Origin of the sequence: Thalassotalea ponticola, from assembly GCF_041379045.1 — a bacterium.
Taxonomy (GTDB): domain Bacteria; phylum Pseudomonadota; class Gammaproteobacteria; order Enterobacterales; family Alteromonadaceae; genus Thalassotalea_A; species Thalassotalea_A ponticola.
The window spans coordinates 2,796,616-2,813,691 of sequence record NZ_CP166871.1 but is presented as its reverse complement, the minus strand read 5'-3'; the positions used below and the strand labels follow the sequence as shown (position 1 = coordinate 2,813,691).

The 17,076-nt window shown below is 46.4% G+C and carries 18 protein-coding genes; 15 read left to right on the top strand and 3 right to left on the bottom strand.

The features are described from left to right. Positions 1 to 6 precede the first annotated feature (6 nt). The 5 genes from ACAY30_RS12265 (at position 7) to ACAY30_RS12245 (ending at position 5,184) form a co-directional block, all read left to right on the top strand. Positions 7 to 1,122, top strand: a complete 1,116-nt coding sequence (locus tag ACAY30_RS12265) for a PilT/PilU family type 4a pilus ATPase (protein WP_290250959.1) — start codon at positions 7 to 9, stop codon at positions 1,120 to 1,122. 265 nt (positions 1,123 to 1,387) lie between these two features. Continuing rightward, a complete protein-coding gene (metK, locus tag ACAY30_RS12260) occupies positions 1,388 to 2,578 on the top strand; it encodes a methionine adenosyltransferase (protein WP_290250960.1) in 1,191 nt (396 codons plus the stop codon). A 178-nt stretch (positions 2,579 to 2,756) separates the two neighbouring features. Continuing rightward, positions 2,757 to 3,485, top strand: coding sequence for a 16S rRNA (uracil(1498)-N(3))-methyltransferase (rsmE, locus tag ACAY30_RS12255; protein WP_290250961.1), 729 nt, complete (start codon positions 2,757 to 2,759; stop codon positions 3,483 to 3,485). Positions 3,486 to 3,508: 23 nt separating this feature from the next. After that, positions 3,509 to 4,465, top strand: a complete 957-nt coding sequence (gshB, locus tag ACAY30_RS12250; RefSeq protein WP_290250962.1) for a glutathione synthase — start codon at positions 3,509 to 3,511, stop codon at positions 4,463 to 4,465. A gap of 164 nt (positions 4,466 to 4,629) precedes the next feature. Next, positions 4,630 to 5,184 carry a YqgE/AlgH family protein gene (locus ACAY30_RS12245; protein WP_290250963.1) on the top strand — a complete coding sequence of 185 codons (555 nt, stop codon included), beginning with the start codon at positions 4,630 to 4,632 and terminating at the stop codon, positions 5,182 to 5,184. Positions 5,185 to 5,321: 137 nt separating this feature from the next. Here the strand turns inward: ACAY30_RS12245 and slyD are convergent, their stop codons facing one another. Together slyD and ygfZ are read right to left on the bottom strand one after the other, a co-directional pair. Beyond that, positions 5,322 to 5,804, bottom strand: a complete 483-nt coding sequence (slyD, locus tag ACAY30_RS12240) for a peptidylprolyl isomerase (protein WP_290250964.1) — start codon at positions 5,802 to 5,804, stop codon at positions 5,322 to 5,324. Positions 5,805 to 5,828: 24 nt separating this feature from the next. Continuing rightward, on the bottom strand, positions 5,829 to 6,803 hold the full coding sequence (gene ygfZ / locus ACAY30_RS12235; RefSeq protein WP_290250965.1) for a tRNA-modifying protein YgfZ: 975 nt from the start codon (positions 6,801 to 6,803) through the stop codon (positions 5,829 to 5,831). Positions 6,804 to 6,968: 165 nt separating this feature from the next. Between ygfZ and ACAY30_RS12230 the strand changes: the two genes are divergently transcribed. Both ACAY30_RS12230 and ACAY30_RS12225 read left to right on the top strand, forming a co-directional pair. After that, positions 6,969 to 7,220, top strand: coding sequence for a succinate dehydrogenase assembly factor 2 (locus ACAY30_RS12230; protein ID WP_290251035.1), 252 nt, complete (start codon positions 6,969 to 6,971; stop codon positions 7,218 to 7,220). Continuing rightward, positions 7,168 to 7,677 (top strand): protein YgfX, encoded by a 510-nt coding sequence (locus tag ACAY30_RS12225; protein ID WP_290250966.1) that lies wholly within the window; start codon positions 7,168 to 7,170, stop codon positions 7,675 to 7,677. The genes ACAY30_RS12230 and ACAY30_RS12225 overlap by 53 nt, the downstream gene beginning before the upstream one ends. 75 nt (positions 7,678 to 7,752) lie before the next feature. Here the strand turns inward: ACAY30_RS12225 and nadB are convergent, their stop codons facing one another. Then, on the bottom strand, positions 7,753 to 9,366 hold the full coding sequence (gene nadB, locus ACAY30_RS12220) for an L-aspartate oxidase (RefSeq protein ID WP_290250967.1): 1,614 nt from the start codon (positions 9,364 to 9,366) through the stop codon (positions 7,753 to 7,755). 284 nt (positions 9,367 to 9,650) lie between these two features. Here nadB and rpoE point away from each other — a divergent pair, with 284 nt between their 5' ends. The 8 genes from rpoE (at position 9,651) to era (ending at position 17,075) form a co-directional block, all read left to right on the top strand. Beyond that, the gene (rpoE, locus tag ACAY30_RS12215) at positions 9,651 to 10,229 is read left to right on the top strand and encodes an RNA polymerase sigma factor RpoE (protein ID WP_290250968.1); all 579 of its coding nucleotides are present in this window, start codon (positions 9,651 to 9,653) and stop codon (positions 10,227 to 10,229) included. Between the two features lie 106 nt (positions 10,230 to 10,335). Beyond that, positions 10,336 to 10,938 (top strand): sigma-E factor negative regulatory protein, encoded by a 603-nt coding sequence (locus tag ACAY30_RS12210; protein WP_290250969.1) that lies wholly within the window; start codon positions 10,336 to 10,338, stop codon positions 10,936 to 10,938. Between the two features lie 3 nt (positions 10,939 to 10,941). Continuing rightward, positions 10,942 to 11,988 (top strand): MucB/RseB C-terminal domain-containing protein, encoded by a 1,047-nt coding sequence (locus ACAY30_RS12205; RefSeq protein WP_290250970.1) that lies wholly within the window; start codon positions 10,942 to 10,944, stop codon positions 11,986 to 11,988. A 58-nt stretch (positions 11,989 to 12,046) separates the two neighbouring features. Then, positions 12,047 to 12,547: a SoxR reducing system RseC family protein gene (locus tag ACAY30_RS12200; RefSeq protein WP_290250971.1), complete on the top strand. Its 501-nt coding sequence runs from the start codon at positions 12,047 to 12,049 to the stop codon at positions 12,545 to 12,547. Positions 12,548 to 12,771: 224 nt separating this feature from the next. Continuing rightward, positions 12,772 to 14,562, top strand: a complete 1,791-nt coding sequence (gene lepA, locus ACAY30_RS12195; RefSeq protein WP_290250972.1) for a translation elongation factor 4 — start codon at positions 12,772 to 12,774, stop codon at positions 14,560 to 14,562. Positions 14,563 to 14,568: 6 nt separating this feature from the next. After that, positions 14,569 to 15,489 carry a signal peptidase I gene (lepB, locus tag ACAY30_RS12190; protein WP_290250973.1) on the top strand — a complete coding sequence of 307 codons (921 nt, stop codon included), beginning with the start codon at positions 14,569 to 14,571 and terminating at the stop codon, positions 15,487 to 15,489. 1 nt (position 15,490) lies between these two features. After that, complete coding sequence (rnc, locus tag ACAY30_RS12185) at positions 15,491 to 16,174, top strand: ribonuclease III (RefSeq protein ID WP_290250974.1); 684 nt, start codon at positions 15,491 to 15,493, stop codon at positions 16,172 to 16,174. Then, the gene (era, locus tag ACAY30_RS12180) at positions 16,164 to 17,075 is read left to right on the top strand and encodes a GTPase Era (protein WP_290250975.1); all 912 of its coding nucleotides are present in this window, start codon (positions 16,164 to 16,166) and stop codon (positions 17,073 to 17,075) included. Before rnc ends, era begins: the two co-directional genes overlap by 11 nt. Position 17,076: the final 1 nt, after the last annotated feature.

The following is a 17,076-nucleotide window of genomic DNA, read 5'->3' as shown; positions in this document are numbered from 1 at the left end:
AAAGCCATGTATTTACATAAATTGTTAAGCGAAATGGTTGAACAGGGGGCGTCCGATTTATTCATCACCGTCAACCTATCACCAAGCGCTAAAATCAATGGCGAATTAACCGCCATTGATGACAAAGTGTTAACTTATGACGATGCCTTAGCACTTGTCCTCAGTTCGATGAGCGACAAGCAGCAACAGGAATTTGAGGTGACCAAGGAATGTAACTACGCCATTGCGGTAGACAACGTTGGTCGGTTCCGTATTTCTGCGTTTTGGCAACGCGAAATGCCGGGCATGGTAATACGTCGCATTGTTACCGATATCCCTGATGTTGATAAGCTAGGTTTACCGCAAGTGCTAAAAGACTTGGTGATGTCAAAGCGCGGCCTGGTGCTATTTGTCGGTGGTACGGGTACCGGTAAGTCAACATCGATGGCGTCGCTTATTGGTTACCGCAATCGCAATGCTCGCGGTCATATTTTAACCATTGAGGATCCGGTGGAATTCGTTCACGATCACGGTCGTTCAATGATTACTCAGCGCGAAGTGGGTATGGATACTGAGTCGTTTGATGCGGCGCTGAAAAGCTCGTTACGTCAAGCGCCCGATGTTATCTTGATTGGTGAAATTCGCTCGCAAGAAATTATGGAGCACGCATTGAGTTTCGCCGAAACTGGCCACTTGTGTATTGCCACGCTGCATGCCAACAACGCCAACCAAGCGATTGATCGGATTATGCATTTGGTACCGGCAGAGCAACACCAAAAACTACAATTTGATTTAGCGTTAAATTTACGCGGGATTGTCGCTCAACAATTGGTGCCAACTCGAGATGGCAACGGACGCCGTGCGGCCATCGAAATTTTGTTAAATTCACCGTACATCGCTGAATTGATTAAGAAAGGTGATGTTGGCGAAATTAAAGAAGTGATGTCGAAATCTCGTGAATTAGGCATGCAAACCTTTGACCAAGCGTTGTTTGATTTGTACGAGTCGGGTGACATCAGTTATACCGATGCCTTACATCACGCGGATTCGCCAAATGATCTGCGCTTGATGATTAAATTGCGCAGCAATGATCAAAGTGGCATGGGTGGCTTAAAAGGGGCAACCCTAGACGGGATTGAATAATCCACTAATAAGCCAAGTGAAAAAGCGCCTATGGGCGCTTTTTTTTATCTGTCCACAACCTGTGTTAGTACGCCACTGTTGCATTTTCTTTAAGCAAATAAATCTTATTTTTAGACGTCTAGACGTAAAAGTGTGGATTTCTAAATTCAAGCTGTGTAAAATTCCTCGTATTGTAAATTTATCGTCTATTATTTAGGCATTTATTAGTAACTGGTAGCAAGCGAAAAACGTTGCGATTGTTGCTGGTATAAGTGGAAGAGGCGTCATGGCTAAACATTATTTTACTTCTGAGTCAGTATCGGAAGGACATCCTGATAAAATTGCAGACCAAGTGTCTGATGCAGTGCTAGATGCAATTATCGCGCAAGATAAGCACGCTCGCGTAGCATGTGAAACAATGGTAAAAACCGGGGTAGCGATAATCTCGGGTGAGGTGACCACCGAAGCTTGGGTCGACTTGGAAAAGATCACGCGTAAGGTGATTACTGATATCGGTTACACCTCTTCAGATGTTGGTTTTGACGGCGAAACATGTGGCATTATGAACCTTATTGGGCAGCAATCACCAGAAATTGCTCAGGGTGTTGACCGCGCCAAGCCGGAAGAACAAGGTGCTGGTGACCAAGGTCTGATGTTTGGTTATGCAACCAATGAAACGCCTTCATTGATGCCGGCGCCGTTGTACTATTCACATCGCCTGGTTGAACGTCAAGCAGAAATGCGTAAATCTGGAGTGCTTCCGTGGTTGCGACCAGATGCCAAGTCACAAGTGACTTTTGTTTATGAAGGCGATAAGCCAGTAGCAATTGACGCGGTGGTTTTATCAACTCAACACAGTCCTGAGATCAGTCAAGAAGACTTACAAGATGCAGTGATGGAAAACATCATCAAGCACACCCTGCCGGCTGAGCTATTAACGGAAGACACCAAGTACTTTATCAACCCGACCGGACGTTTTGTTATCGGTGGTCCAGTTGGCGATTGTGGTTTAACGGGTCGTAAAATCATCGTTGATACCTACGGTGGCATGGCACGCCATGGCGGTGGCGCGTTCTCAGGAAAAGATCCATCAAAGGTTGACCGTAGTGCTGCTTACGCCGGTCGTTACGTAGCAAAGAATATCGTTGCTGCCGGACTTGCCGATCGCTGTGAAATACAAGTGTCGTATGCCATAGGTGTTGCCGAGCCGACCTCAATTGCGATTGAAACATTTGGCACAGGTAAAGTTGATGAGCAAACGCTGATCAAACTCGTTCGTGAACATTTTGACTTGCGTCCTTATGGGATCACTAAAATGCTCGATTTGTTACACCCGATGTATCAATTGACGGCAGCATACGGCCACTTCGGGCGCGAGCCATTTGAAATGACCGTTGGCGATGATACGTTTACCGCGTTCAGTTGGGAAAAAACCGACAAAGCCGACGCGCTTCGCCAGGCCGCTGGTTTAGATTAAACCACCGTAAAATCAGCTTGTACAAAGCCAGACTAAGCCTTGTTTTAGTCTGGCTTTTTTACGCATAATGTATTGGTGTCTGTGGGTTTGAACCCAGATTAAATGCCAGTTATGTCTTGTTTTTTTAACGCATCGACCCTATCTTGTAGGGCAGATAGCACAGCAGAGTAGCCGCGTCGTGAGTAATAATAGATTTTTTCAAGATAGCCCGTTGCAAGTGGGCCAGCAGGTGGTCTTAAGTGATGATGTGTTTGGTCATGTCGTCAGGGTATTGCGACTGCAAACTGGCGATAACATATCGCTGTTTAATGGCGATGGGTGTGATTACCAGGCAACGCTTAGCGAGGTAAGTAAAAAGCAGGCCAGTGCACTTATTGAAGGCGTTGAACAAATCGACAATGAATCGCCGCTGTCGATTCACTTAGGTCAAGGCATTTCTCGCGGTGACCGCATGGACTTTACTTTGCAAAAGTCGGTAGAGCTTGGCGTGAGTCAAATAACCCCGCTATTTACCGTACGCTGCGGCGTTAAGCTCAACAGCGAGCGCTTGGAAAAAAAGCGTCAGCAATGGCAAAAAATTGTCGTTAGTGCATGCGAGCAGAGTGGTCGTGCAACAGTACCAGAAGTCAAACCAGCAATGTCGTTAGAACAGTGGCTACAACAGCCCAATGACGATTTAAAGCTAAATTTACACCCCAAAGCGCAATATTCAATTTCGACGTTACCAATGCAAACATCGTCGGTTCGCTTATTGGTTGGTCCGGAAGGTGGACTGTCCGATGCGGAAATAGAACAAGCAGAACAAGCGGACTTTATACCGGTTTTACTCGGGCCTAGAGTATTGAGAACTGAGACTGCAGCGCTGTGTGCGATTACCGCATTGCAATGTAAATTTGGCGATTTATAACAATATACCGAGCAGGAACAATTATGACGTTAAAAGTAGGCGTGGTCATGGACCCGATAGAAAACATCAATGTGGCCAAAGATTCGTCGCTAGCGATGATGCTAGAAGCTCAAAGTCGAGGGCACGAATTGTATTACATGCAAATGGACGATTTATACCTGCTCGATGGACAAGCCAGAGCTAGTGCTTCGCGCGTTAGCGTATTTGACGATGCGTCTCATTGGTATGATATTGAAAACACATCGGATATTGCTTTAGCTGATTTGGATGTCATCTTGATGCGCAAAGATCCGCCATTTGACACTGAATATATCTACGCAACCTACATGTTAGAGCGCGCTGAAGAACAAGGTACGCTCATTGTTAACAAGCCGCAAAGTTTACGCGACTGTAATGAAAAGCTGTTTACTGCTTGGTTTTCTCAATACACCGCGACCACGCTAATTACTCGCAGTAGCGAGCGTATTCGCCAATTTCATCAGCAACACCAAGATGTCATCGTTAAACCACTAGATGGCATGGGTGGCGCGTCTATTTTTCGGATGAAAGCCGATTGCGCCAACGTTGGCGTGATCATTGAAACGCTAACCGCCCACGGCAGTCAGTACGCTATGGTACAAGAGTTTTTACCGCAAATCAGCGATGGCGATAAGCGTATTTTAATCGTCAACGGCGAGCCGATGCCATACTGTCTAGCGCGTATTCCGGCACAAGGGGAAACCCGTGGTAACCTCGCTGCTGGCGGCCGCGGTGAAGCTCGACCTTTGTCAGCTAGCGATAAAGTGATGGCTGAAACAATAGGCAAAGAATTAAAAAAACGCGGTTTGTATTTTGTTGGACTTGATGTGATCGGCGATAAAGTAACCGAAATCAATGTCACTAGCCCAACCTGTATTAGAGAGATTGAAAAAGCTTTTCCGATTAATATTAGCGGTAAGCTTTTTGATGCGATTGAACACGAGTTGGCAAAACGCAGCTAACGTGCTTTGAGAGGCCTGAGCTAAAGATTGTCTACCTTGCTTGAAAAATGCGCAGTTTGGCCCCATGTTTAATAGTAACAGAAACGAAATTGGCATTGAGAAGATGCGCGCTTTCGATACGCTGTAATCACTAATGGTTGACGATTGATAAAAAGGAGAGGGCCATGACTAGCTTCGAAAATCACCTGTTGATTGCCATGCCTAATATGCATGACCCTTACTTTCAAAAGACGGTAACCTACATTTGTGAGCACAATGAGCAAGGCGCGATGGGGCTTATTGTCAATGTCCCGGTGCGCATTACTCTCGGTGAATTGTTATCGCAGATCGATGCCCATCAAGGAGACAGTTATCGGTTATCGCAGAGGGTGCTGGCAGGTGGGCCTGTTTCACCAGATAGGGGGTTTGTACTGCACAATAATCAAGGCGAGTGGAGTAGCTCTATGGCTCTGAACTCAGAGATTATGATCACCACCTCTCGAGATATTTTAGAGGCATTGGGTACCGATAAAGCGCCAGAACAGTTTCTAGTCACCTTGGGCTATGCAGGCTGGGGACCGGGTCAGTTAGAGCAAGAAATTAAGGATAACTCATGGTTGGTTGCCCAAGCCGATAGAGATATCTTATTCGATACCCCCGTTGACTTGCGCTGGCAAAAAGCGACTCAAAAATTGGGTATTGATTTGGGCCATTTGTCGACAGACATTGGCCATGCATAATGTTTGCTGTGAGCTAAGTTGACTTAGTAAGTGCAGTACTTTACGACGCCACACTGCATTCGTTGCTTGTGGCGTTGTAGGGTGTACGTTGCAAGGCTTAGATAACTAAGCCAAGCCAATATAGCTTTGTTTGTGCGCTAGTGCTCACAACCGCCTTCGCCATGAACGTGACCGTGAGCGAGTTCTTCGCTAGTCGCATCGCGCACCTCAATGATTTCTACGTCAAATTTTAAATCGATACCTGCAAGCGGATGGTTGCCATCAACCGTAATTTGGTCATCTTCCATACCGATAACGATCACGGTTTGCTCACCTTGATCCGTTTGCGCGCGCAGTTGCATACCGACATCTAAATCGTCAATACCGGCAAAAAGGGCTTTGGGTACGGTTTGTACCAAACCATCGTGGCGTTGACCATAGGCATCATCTGCGGCGATATCAACAACAAAGGTGTCGCCTTGTTGTTTGTCTTGTAACGCATCTTCTAGACCAGGAATGAGAAAGCCAGTACCGTGAATGAAGGCCAGTGGTTGGCTATCGTACGAACTATCGATTAGGTTTTCCTCTTTGTCCATAACCGCGTAGTGCATGATAACCACTTTGTCGTTTGCTATTTTCATATTGTATTCCATGATTGAATGCCGTTAATCGGCAAGTGAATAAGGTAGAGGCAGCAGCGTTAAGGTAACCTGCGGTTGCTGTTTCAATCTCAGTAAAGAGTTTTGATCACAGTCTTTTGCAAGTACCGCTTGCAGGTAAAGCTCTCCGCTATCGGCTTGATAGGAGCAGATAATTGCCCCAGCGCGACGCCAACTGTCGCCAACTTGAATTTCTAAGGTGGCATCATCAACGATGTCTAAGCGGCTATCGCTACGCCCCTGTAACGCAAATAGGGCGCGTTTGTTTTTGCCAAGGTACTTCATTCGGGCAACGGTTTCTTGGCCCATGTAGCAACCTTTTGAAAAGCTGATGCCGTTGACCAGTTGTAGATTAACCATCTGGGGTACGTATTCACCTACCGCTGTTGGGTTTAAGTGTACAAAACCCGATTGAATTTCTATCGCTGTCCACAAGCTACTGTCATACATAGGCAGCTCACAGCACTGTTGTAATTGCGTTATTTGCTCATTAGTCGCGATAATCAAATATCTATCGACACTACCTGCTATGTATATCAGGCAAGCGTTGTCGAGTTCGATAACCGGGTTAAACGAGTCAGGTACTTTGTTGAATTGCTGCTGTAAAAATTCAACACCGCCATCGCCACCAACGGCTAAAAAGCCTAAATCTGTGCTTTTGCTGATCTCTACTTTGGCAAATACGCCATATTTCTGCAATTGACTCAACGAACTTGCGAGACTGCCTTTGCTTTGAATTAACAAACATTGATCTTTATAACGCAGTAAACGAAACGCTGAAAACAATTTGCCCTTGGCATCGCAATGGCCACCTACAAGTAGCTTTTTCTCGGTGAGTTGCTCAACGTCACAGGTCACTTGGCCCTGTAAGTAAGCAACCGTTTCAGGACCGCTAATTCGAATGGCGCTTATGTTGTCTGCGACGATGGCAAAATTTGCTGGTAATTGGTCAAGTGCAGGGTGACTCGCTTGAATGTTCATAGGCATATACTAAGGTTAGGTTAACCTGTTTGAAAATTACTGATGGACTATGCGCTAGTTATGGGGGTGTTGTTGATAAAAATCAAGCGCATTAATGATATTTGTAGTCATCATTTCAAGCAGCGGTTACAATAGCGCTTCTTTTTACAATGCTGTAGGTAAATGATGTCATTATCGCATAATAAAGCTAGATTACGTTGGGCTTGCCGTCGTGGCATGTTGGAATTAGACGTGCTGTTTTTACCGTTTGTTGATGAAGCATGGGACGACTTATCAGATCAGCAAAAAGTAGACTTTGAGCGCTTGCTAGAGTGTGACGATCCTGAGTTGTTTGCTTGGTTTATGGGACACGAGGAATGCAAGGATGAAGCACTCAACGCCATGGTACAACACATCCTCAACCGAGTTAAAGTATAAGTTAATTTTTTCTCGTTCGATGAAAAGCCAACGGTTTATCGTTTTTGTAACCTTGGCTTTTACCCTTATCAATCTCGCCCTGTTGTTTTTTAGCCAACCGTTTGAACATCGTCTAACTCTAGTGGTATCGAGTATCTCGATAGCCGTTTGCACCGTGCTAACTTGGTGCAAGTTAGTGCACAAGCCCGGTCTACTTGGCGTGTATATGGCAAATGACGCCGGCCAATTAGTGCAGCGAGCTGGCGTAGTTTTTGATATCGACACGAACAGTAAGGTACTGCCGTTTGCGTGTTTATTGGTACTGACGCAACAACTACCTGCGGAACGAGAGAACAGTCTTGTAAAAACGCAACCTCAGTTAGTGGCGCAGCGCTATTTGATTTTTGACGATGCTCTTGACCGTAACGCTTATCGGCACTTGTGCCGGTTAATACTTCAAGCCTCTAAGTCGTGTTGACTTGAGTGTGTGTTTACGAATCAAAGCTCAACACGCCTTAGCCAACATCGCCGTTACCACCAGCTTATTGTCATCTCAGTCGTCAGTGGTTTCTTTGCTGGTTGTCGGCGATAAAATCGTCGGTCCCGATTGTGGCAGCAGATGCGGATAGTCAAGCGTGTAGTGAAGACCGCGCGACTCTTTGCGTTCCATGGCGCTTAAGATGATCAATTCGGCCACTTGTACCAAGTTTCTCAATTCGAGCAAGTTATTGCTAACTTTGAAATTTTTGTAATAATCGTGGATTTCCGTTTTGAGTAAATTGACCCGGTTTAGCGCTCGTTCTAATCGCTTGGTGGTGCGCACGATGCCGACGTAATCCCACATAAACAGGCGCAACTCGTGCCAGTTATGCTGAATCACGACCTCTTCATCGGAGTTGCTTACCCGACTTTCATCCCACGCTTTGATGGTGTGAATAGGTGCGTTGAAGTCGAGTTCTTGATTGATCTTTTCCGCAGCAGAACGAGCAAACACAATGCACTCGAGTAATGAATTACTGGCCAATCGGTTAGCACCGTGAAGACCAGTGTAAGACACTTCACCAATGGCATAGAGGTTAGCGAGGTCTGTTTGCCCGTACTTATCAATCATCACTCCGCCACAGGTGTAGTGTGCCGCGGGGACAACTGGCAGAGGTTGGTTGGTCATATCGAGGCCAAGTTGTTTGGTGCGCTCGTAAATCGTGGGAAAGTGAGATTTGATAAACGATTCGTCGCGATGGCTGATATCGAGGTACATGCAGTCGGCACCAAGGCGCTTCATTTCGTAATCAATCGCGCGAGCAACCACATCGCGAGGCGCGAGTTCGGCGCGCTGGTCAAATTCCGGCATAAAGCGCGAACCGTCAGGTCGACGTAAAATAGCGCCTTCGCCTCTGAGCGCTTCGGTGAGCAAAAAGGTGCCCGCCTGCGGGTGATATAAACAGGTGGGGTGAAATTGATTAAACTCCATATTAGCCACGCGACAACCCGCTCGCCAAGCCATGGCGATGCCGTCACCGCTCGCAACGTCGGGGTTCGACGTGTATTGATACACCTTTGACGCACCACCTGTTGCCAGTATGGTTTTTTGCGCGTGAATGGCTTCGACTTTTTCAGCGTTACGATTCCACACATAAGCGCCAATACACTGACGCTGTCCGTCTATGTTGCGATGAACTAAATCAACGGCATTAAAGCGTTCAAACACACGGATACGAGTGTGTCTGTGCACTTGTTCTGCTAAGGTAAGCTGGACATTTCGACCCGTTGCATCGGCGGCGTGTAGGATGCGTCGATGGCTATGCCCACCTTCGCGGGTTAAGTGGTACTCTTTTTGTCCGTGTTCATCGGTTTGTTGGTCGAATTCAACGCCTTGAGCTATCAGCCACTGCATTGCTTGTTTGGCATTTTCAGCGGTGAAGCGAACAATCTCTGTGTCACAGAGATCGTTGCCGGCAATCAGAGTATCTTGAACGTGGGATTCGATAGAATCGCTTTCGTCGAAAACGGCGGCAATACCACCTTGGGCGTAAAATGTCGCACCTTCGTTAACGGGGCCTTTACTCAACAAAATAACGTCAGCGTTAGCCGCTAGTTTAAGAGCCAAAGTCATACCAGCAGCGCCGCTACCTATAATTAGTACGTCGCAATTATGTTGTTGTTTCATACGGAGATTGTAGTTACTTGTGATCCTGTTAATATTAACTTACTTTTGGCGATAAAGGCAAAAACAGACTCTTGAGTTGGTGTCTTTTTATTCAATTGAGAAAAAACTTAACATTGTGCGAACTTTTTTAACCGGCCCTAGTCTCAAAGGTATGTTTGTGATGAGCCAGCAAGCAATGTTGTTACACACTGCAGCGATACGGGCAAATAATGCAAAGCGTCCGTGACATAAGCAGCAGGTGATCGCCTAAAGCGGTCAATACGGATTAAGGAGATGTGGCTCAAATGAGCAAGCAGAATGTCGACCAGATGTTGGTTGAGCAAGTTCAGCAAGGGGATAAGAACGCTTACAACCTGCTGGTGCGCAAATATCAGCAGAAGGTCATGAACTTGGTATCTCGCTATGTAAAGAATCAAGCCGATGTCGCTGATGTGACGCAAGAAGCGTTTATCAAGGCGTATAAAGCGTTAGCCAATTTTAGAGGCGACAGTGCGTTTTATACGTGGCTTTATCGGATTGCGGTCAATACCGCAAAAAACCATTTAATGGCCAGTAGCCGCAAGCCTCCCGGTAGTGACGTCGAGGTGGAAGACGCTGAGTTTTACGATAGTGGCGATGCCCTAAGAGAAAATGCCTCCCCCGAGAGGCTGGTGTTAACCGAAGAGATCAGAACCATTATCTTTGACACCATAGAACAGTTGCCTGAAGAATTGCGTGTGGCAATAAACTTGCGCGAAATGGATGGTTTGAGTTATGAGGAAATTGCCGCGGTGATGGAGTGCCCTGTCGGAACGGTGAGATCGAGAATCTTTAGAGCTCGAGACGCTATCGACAAAAAGGTTCGTCCGTTGATGCAGCGCTAAGGCAAAGATAGTGGCAATGGGCAGATGCCCGATGATGTTTTTCGTCGAAGTTCGTATTTGTAGCGCGTTGCGTTATGATTATTAGTAATAACAAATGAGTTTAGGTATGAGTGATAATAAGTTTGAAGCCGTGTCGTCGTTTCTCGATATGCAAGAAATGAGCGGTGAAGTCATCGAGCATATGAAGCGCAGTGATACATTAGCGCAAACCTATGGCCGTTATCAGCTATACGGTGACATTATGCGTGGCGACAGTGCAGATGTAATCGCACCAGACTTAGCTGATGATATTGCGATGGCAATAGCCATAGAGCCGACGGTACTCGCGCCGCAGCGTAAAGCGGGCTTGGGTGCTTGGGCGAAAGCGAAGGTAATTCAATTGGCCAAACCGGCAGGACAGATGGCCATTGCAGCCTCCGCCGCAGGGTTAATGGTGCTTGGTGTACAGCAAGTGAATACCAACAACGATGAGGCGCTAATTCCAACGCAAACATGGCAACCGCTACCGATTGGCGGTGTCGCAGACCCCGTGAGTTATAATTACCCGCAACGAACGGCGACTGAGCAGCGCCAACAAGCGATTAATCATCATCAAAAATTGCAGTCGTTGCTAAGCGATCACGAGTTGCAATTGAAGTGGCGCAAGCAAACCGATGAAACGCAACCATCTAGCGCAGAAGATTCGAATAACCTAGACAATAACGATTAGTGAATGAAATTTTTTTATAGTGTGTTGCTTGCCTTCGTCGCAAGCAACACGGTTCAGGCTACTCCCCCTCAATACGTGTACGATAGCGAAGCGCTTTCGTCTTCAGCAGAGTCAGAAAACAACGCGGTTGCTAGTCAACAGACGGCAACTGATGAGCGCTTAAATGCCAGTCACAAATTCACTGCACAACAGTGGATGACTCGCCTTGACAAGGCGATGCAAAGTCTCAATTTTGATACCTCATTTGTGGTTGTGCGCAACAATCGCGCCGAACCGTATCGATGGTTACACGGGGTTAAAGATCAACAGCAAATTGAATTTCTTACCGTCCTCAACGGCGCTCGCCACGAAGCGATTCGCTACAATCAAGTGGTCAGTTATTTTGAACCTGACCGCACACCGTATTCGGTGGCGAGCGACACCATTAACGGGCCGATACCCGCAACGCTATACAGTGACTACACCAAGCTCGAGCAAAATTACCACTTCATCCTGGTCGGCAAAAGTCGCATTCTCGGTCGTCAAGCGCAATTGATTCGCTTAGAGAGTAAAGACAAAAACCGCTTTGGCTATTGGCTCTGGCTTGATGCTGAAACCGGGTTGATGTTAAAGGTTGCCGTGGTGTCGAAAAATGCGGAAATACTGGAACAAATCCAATTTACTCATTTGCAGTTGAAAGACGATGCCAGCGAATTGTTTGAGCAAGTTAAAGCAATCGATTTACCCGAATTAGTTCACGATCAGGGCGTCGACGTCAGTTTGCCGTGGTCGGTTACCTACCTGCCAAAGGGGTTTGAGCCGGTTAGCTCACAGATTCGCTATGTCGCAAAAATAGGTCAACGCATGCAAACCATGCTGTTTAACGATGGCTTAGTCGATATCTCTGTTTACGTAGCACCTTCTAACGAGCAACCTCGCGCAGCAACCGTTAATCAAACGGGAGCGACAACCCTACTATCGCTACTCAAAGACGGGCATGAAATTACCGTCATTGGAAAAATACCAGCCAAAACGGCCGCTCACATCGCAGAATCTGTTGTCTTTAACTAGCCGCTTGTTTTTGTGGTAAACTGCAACAGCAAAAGCAAATCCTTGAAGTAGAGTACAGATGATTGAAGAAACGGCGTTTGTCACCCGAGTAAACGGCGGTATTGCTGACGTAGAAAGCATGGTTAAGTCCTCGTGCAGTGGCTGTCAGCAACAACAAAGTTGCGGCAGTGGGCAAGTCGCTAATGCCTTTCCACAAAAGCGGGTTGTGTTCAGTGTTGAGCACGACATTGACAACTTGGCTGTGGGCGATGAAGTGGTCATAGCGCTTGACGAAAAAGCGATGTTAGCAACTGCCTTTGTGGTTTATTTATGGCCGTTGTTTGGCTTGTTGATTGGCGCGGTTGTCAGCCAGCTATGGATTGCTGAGCGCATGCAATACAGTGAATTATGGGCCGTGCTTGGTGCTATGCTCAGCGCGGTTTGTGGTTGGTGGCTTGCCAAGCGACACCAGCGCAAGAAAGACCAACAAGGGTTGCGCCCGCATATTGTTAGGCGCTGTAATCAGTCGCCGGAGCAATCGTTAAAAATTGACGTAGTCGAGTTATCCAATCGCGATTAGTGACTGCTGATAACTGGCTGAGATTATAGTAACAGGCCGTTGTTGCGTTAAGCGCGACAAACTTTTAATTAGCGCCACATTGATTATTCATGTAAAATTCGCGCTAACTGTATTTATTAACCACTTTTAAGTCGCGATCGGTAATCGCACCGATAGACCGATTTAGCAAAAGCTTTACGGGTAACGTGACCAGCGACTTAAAGTTTCAATGAAAATTTATTTAAATGAAGCATATACGCAACTTTTCAATTATTGCCCACATCGACCATGGTAAGTCGACATTATCCGATCGCCTTATCCAACATTGCGGTGGCCTTTCCGACCGCGAAATGGCGGCACAGGTCCTTGATTCAATGGACTTAGAGCGAGAACGCGGTATTACCATTAAAGCGCAAAGTGTTACCTTAGATTACAAGGCCAAAGATGGGGAGACCTATCAACTCAACTTTATCGATACACCGGGCCACGTAGACTTTTCTTATGAAGTATCTCGATCTCTTGCCGCGTGTGAAGGTGCTTTATTAGTTGTTGACGCTGGGCAAGGCGTTGAAGCTCAAACGCTTGCCAACTGTTATACCGCCATTGAAATGGATCTCGAAGTGGTACCAATTTTAAACAAAATTGACTTGCCACAGGCCGACCCCGATCGCGTTAGTGAAGAAATTGAAGACATTATTGGTATCGATGCCACGGATGCTGTGCGATGTTCGGCGAAAACTGGTATTGGTATTGAAGATGTGCTAGAGAGTATCGTTGCCAACATTCCACCACCTGTGGGTGAGCCAAGCGAAAAACTGCAGGCGCTTATCATTGACTCGTGGTTTGATAACTACCAAGGTGTTGTATCATTGGTGCGCGTTGTCAATGGTGAAATTAAGAAAGGCGACAAGATGACGGTGATGTCAACAGGACAAAGCCACATCATCGACAAAGTCGGTATTTTCACGCCAAAACAGAATGATACCGGCATATTGCGCACTGGTGAAGTAGGGTTTATTATCGCCGGTATCAAAGATATCCACGGTGCACCTGTGGGTGATACGCTAACGCTTACTCGCGATCCTGCCGACAAGCAATTACCGGGTTTCCAAAAGGTTAAACCACAAGTGTACGCCGGTATATTCCCAATCAGTTCTGACGAGTTTGAAAACTTCCGTGACGCTTTGGGCAAACTAAGCCTGAACGATGCCTCGTTATTTTACGAGCCAGAGAGTTCTGGCGCGCTAGGATTTGGTTTCCGCTGTGGCTTCCTTGGTATGCTGCACATGGAGATCATTCAAGAGCGTTTAGCCCGTGAATACGACCTCGATTTGATTACCACGGCACCAACGGTAAACTACGAAATACTGTGTAGCGACGGCAGCATTAAATTGATTGATAACCCTGGCGACCTGCCACCGGTTAATAACATCAGCGAAATTCGCGAGCCGATAGTCGAAGCCAATATTCTCGTACCGCAAGAGCATCTGGGTAACGTGATTACCCTGTGTGTCGAGAAGCGAGGTGTGCAGAAGAACTTAACCTATCACGGCAACCAAGTTGCGGTGAAATACGAATTGCCGATGGCAGAAGTGGTTATGGACTTCTTTGACAAACTCAAATCAACCAGTCGCGGTTACGCGTCGCTTGATTATAATTTTGTTCGTTTTCAAGCGTCGGATATGGTTCGCGTTGATATTTTGATCAACGGTGACCGAGTCGACGCGTTAGCGATGATCACTCACCGAGACAATTCGGTATCTCGAGGCCGTGAGTTGGTTGAAAAGCTCAAAGAATTAATACACCGTCAAATGTTTGACATTGCCATTCAAGCGGCTATTGGCAACAACGTCATTGCTCGCACAACGGTCAAACAGCTGCGCAAAAACGTAATTGCCAAGTGTTACGGTGGTGATGTTTCTCGTAAGAAGAAATTATTACAAAAACAAAAAGAAGGTAAGAAACGCATGAAACAAGTAGGTAATGTTGAAGTTCCTCAGGAGGCGTTTCTAGCAGTGTTAAAATTAGGGAAATAAAAAACTATGGCAGTCTACTTTTCAATTTTGTTGGTCGCAATTACGTTGATCACCGGTGTGGTTTATATGCTGGACAAACTGGTTTATGCCCCTAAACGCAGAGACAACCTCAAAGCGACACAGCAACAATGCGCTCAACCGCTCGATGAGGCTGCCGTTGAAAAGATCCTCACCCCGAATGTGTGGGTTGATACCTCTGTGCAAATATTCCCTGTCGTAGCTTTCGTATTGATCTTGCGATCTTTTTTATGGGAACCGTTTCAAATTCCGTCGGGCTCAATGATGCCTACATTACTCGACGGTGATTTTATTTTAGTCGACAAGCACAGTTACGGTTTGCGCGAACCGGTGACCCGCCACAAATTTGTAGAAATCGGTCAGCCAGAACGCGGCGATGTCGTTGTCTTTAAATACCCAAAGCAGCCGCAAGTCGATTACATTAAACGCGTTATTGGCTTACCCGGTGACCGCATAATGTATAAAAACAAGTCGCTGTATATTCAACCAAAGTGCGCACCAGAAAGCGATACGTGTCCCAAAATGACGCAAGTGTTGACCAACTTCAAGCAAAACGGTGAATATAGCCAACGCGGTGTGCCGCTGACCCGTTATGAGTCGGTAATGGATAATAAATCTCACGAGATTTTGATTAACAATCACACGCCTGAGCAGGCGTCGCGCTTTTACGTTCAACCGGGGCTTGGCAGAGGCGAATGGTTAGTGCCCGAAGGACACTATTTCGTCATGGGAGACAACCGAGACAATTCACTTGATGGTCGCTTTTGGGGATTTGTACCAGAGCAAAACCTAGTGGGTAAAGCGGTTGCGATTTGGATGAGCTTTGATTTTGAGCGCCAAGAGAGCGACCTATTACCAACGTGGGTTCCATCAGGCGTGCGTTTTTCTCGAATAGGCGGCATAGAGTAGTTTGAACAAGTTACACTTATTACAGCGCCTGCAAAACAAGTTAGGCTATCAGTTTGAGAATCAACAGTTATTGATTCAAGCATTAACGCATCGCAGCGCCAAAGGTCGTAATAACGAGCGCCTCGAGTTTCTTGGCGACTCGATATTAGGTTACGTTATTGCTCGCGCGTTATTTGAACAATTTCCAAAATCATCGGAAGGCGAATTGACTCGGATGCGCTCGACATTGGTGCGAGGCGTTACCTTGGCCGAATTAGGGCGCTTATTTGAATTGGGAGAGCACTTAGTACTCGGTCCTGGTGAGTTGAAAAGCGGTGGCTTTCGTCGCGACTCTATTTTAGAAGATGCGATCGAAGCGATTATCGGCGCGGTGTTTTTAGATTCAGATATGGATACCTGTCGCAAATTGGTTTTAACCTGGTTTGAACCGCGCTTGCAGACCATTCATCCGGGTAAGTCACAAAAGGATCCCAAAACGCGCTTACAAGAGTACTTACAAGGGCGGAAAATGCCATTGCCTCAATACAAAGTCATTGATACTTTGGGGCAGGCACACAATCAGCAGTTTACCGTCAGCTGCCAAGTAGAAGGCATCAAAGATGCTATTATTACCACAGGCACCTCGAGGCGCAAAGCTGAGCAAGCTGGAGCAAAACGAGCATTGGAGTTACTCAATGTCAAATAAGCAAAATTATTGTGGTTTGGTGGCCATCGTTGGCCGCCCTAATGTGGGTAAGTCAACTTTACTCAATGCGATGTTAGGTCAGAAAGTGAGTATTACATCGCGCAAGCCACAAACTACCCGTCATCGTATTTTAGGCATTCTAACTGAAGACAATCGACAAGCGGTATTGGTTGACACCCCAGGTTTACACAAAGAAGAGAAGCGTGCGATTAATCGCCTGATGAATCGCGCCGCATCCAGTTCGATAGCCGAAGTGGAACTGATTGTGTTTATGGTTGAAGGAACCCATTGGACTGAAGACGATGAGATGGTGCTCAACAAGATACAGCAGGCTAAGCGACCGACTATATTAGTGGTTAATAAAGTCGATTACGTTCAGGACAAAGAAGAGTTACTGCCTCACTTGCAGAAAATTGCCCAACGTTATGACTTTCAAGAAATTATCCCTATTAGCGCGAGCAAAGGTGACAAGGTAGATAAAGTTCGAGAGATGTGTTTGCAAAGTTTGCCTGAAGGCGAGTTTTGGTTTCCCGAAGACTACATTACCGACCGTTCTTCGCGCTTTATGGCGTCAGAGATTTTGCGCGAAAAATTAATGCGATTCACCGGAGATGAGCTTCCTTATTCAACCACGGTGGAAATAGAGCAATTTCGCTCTGATGACAAAGGTATTTTGCACATCAATGCCTTGGTTTTGGTTGAACGCAACTCGCAAAAGCGGATGATTATCGGCAATAAAGGCGAGAAAATGAAGGTTATCGGCCGAGAAGCTCGCCGTGACATGGAAGAGTTATTTGAGCGCAAGGTGTTTTTAGAAACTTGGGTTAAAGTGAAATCCGGATGGGCCGATGATGAACGCGCTTTGCGGAGCTTGGGTTACGGGGATGATTATTCCGGATAAC

Bases quoted from the DNA above. Each gene is read 5' to 3' on its own strand.
- ACAY30_RS12265 (WP_290250959.1), top strand. From the start codon at position 7: ATGTATTTACATAAATTGTTAAGCGAAATGGTTGAACAGGGGGCGTCC.
- metK (WP_290250960.1), top strand. From the start codon at position 1,388: ATGGCTAAACATTATTTTACTTCTGAGTCAGTATCGGAAGGACATCCT.
- gshB (WP_290250962.1), top strand. From the start codon at position 3,509: ATGACGTTAAAAGTAGGCGTGGTCATGGACCCGATAGAAAACATCAAT.
- ACAY30_RS12245 (WP_290250963.1), top strand. From the start codon at position 4,630: ATGACTAGCTTCGAAAATCACCTGTTGATTGCCATGCCTAATATGCAT.
- slyD (WP_290250964.1), bottom strand. From the start codon at position 5,804: ATGAAAATAGCAAACGACAAAGTGGTTATCATGCACTACGCGGTTATG.
- ygfZ (WP_290250965.1), bottom strand. From the start codon at position 6,803: ATGAACATTCAAGCGAGTCACCCTGCACTTGACCAATTACCAGCAAAT.
- ACAY30_RS12230 (WP_290251035.1), top strand. From the start codon at position 6,969: ATGTCATTATCGCATAATAAAGCTAGATTACGTTGGGCTTGCCGTCGT.
- ACAY30_RS12225 (WP_290250966.1), top strand. From the start codon at position 7,168: ATGAAGCACTCAACGCCATGGTACAACACATCCTCAACCGAGTTAAAG.
- nadB (WP_290250967.1), bottom strand. From the start codon at position 9,366: ATGAAACAACAACATAATTGCGACGTACTAATTATAGGTAGCGGCGCT.
- rpoE (WP_290250968.1), top strand. From the start codon at position 9,651: ATGAGCAAGCAGAATGTCGACCAGATGTTGGTTGAGCAAGTTCAGCAA.
- ACAY30_RS12210 (WP_290250969.1), top strand. From the start codon at position 10,336: ATGAGTGATAATAAGTTTGAAGCCGTGTCGTCGTTTCTCGATATGCAA.
- ACAY30_RS12205 (WP_290250970.1), top strand. From the start codon at position 10,942: ATGAAATTTTTTTATAGTGTGTTGCTTGCCTTCGTCGCAAGCAACACG.
- ACAY30_RS12200 (WP_290250971.1), top strand. From the start codon at position 12,047: ATGATTGAAGAAACGGCGTTTGTCACCCGAGTAAACGGCGGTATTGCT.
- lepA (WP_290250972.1), top strand. From the start codon at position 12,772: ATGAAGCATATACGCAACTTTTCAATTATTGCCCACATCGACCATGGT.
- lepB (WP_290250973.1), top strand. From the start codon at position 14,569: ATGGCAGTCTACTTTTCAATTTTGTTGGTCGCAATTACGTTGATCACC.
- era (WP_290250975.1), top strand. From the start codon at position 16,164: ATGTCAAATAAGCAAAATTATTGTGGTTTGGTGGCCATCGTTGGCCGC.